General features: G+C 69.9%; 1 protein-coding gene. It reads left to right on the top strand.

Features of this window, described 5'->3' with window-relative positions; translation table 11 throughout:
* A partial coding sequence (locus ACO0LB_RS20990; RefSeq protein WP_423052691.1) for an iron chelate uptake ABC transporter family permease subunit occupies positions 1–279 on the top strand: 279 nt, incomplete at both ends.

The raw sequence follows: 279 nt of genomic DNA, 5'->3' as shown, positions 1-279 counted from the left end.
ATGGCCGCCAGCCTGCGCGCGCTGTTCGCACCACTACTCCCCTCGGCGTGGCTGAGCGACATTCCGGCGTGGCAAATCTCCCTGCTGCAACAATTGCGGCTGCCGCGCATCGTCATGGCGACAGTCGCCGGCGCGGGTCTGGCGCTGGCCGGTGTGGCGATGCAAGGCATTACGCGCAATCCGCTGGTGAGTCCTTACACAGTCGGCATTTCCCCGGCGGCGGCGTTCGGCGCCTCGCTGGCGATCCTGTCCGGCGCCACCGGCGTGGCGGGCGCGTGG

Origin of the sequence: Undibacterium sp. SXout7W (assembly GCF_049339385.1) — a bacterium.
Taxonomy (GTDB): domain Bacteria; phylum Pseudomonadota; class Gammaproteobacteria; order Burkholderiales; family Burkholderiaceae_D; genus Undibacterium.
This window is presented reverse-complemented; position numbering and strand designations above follow the sequence as displayed.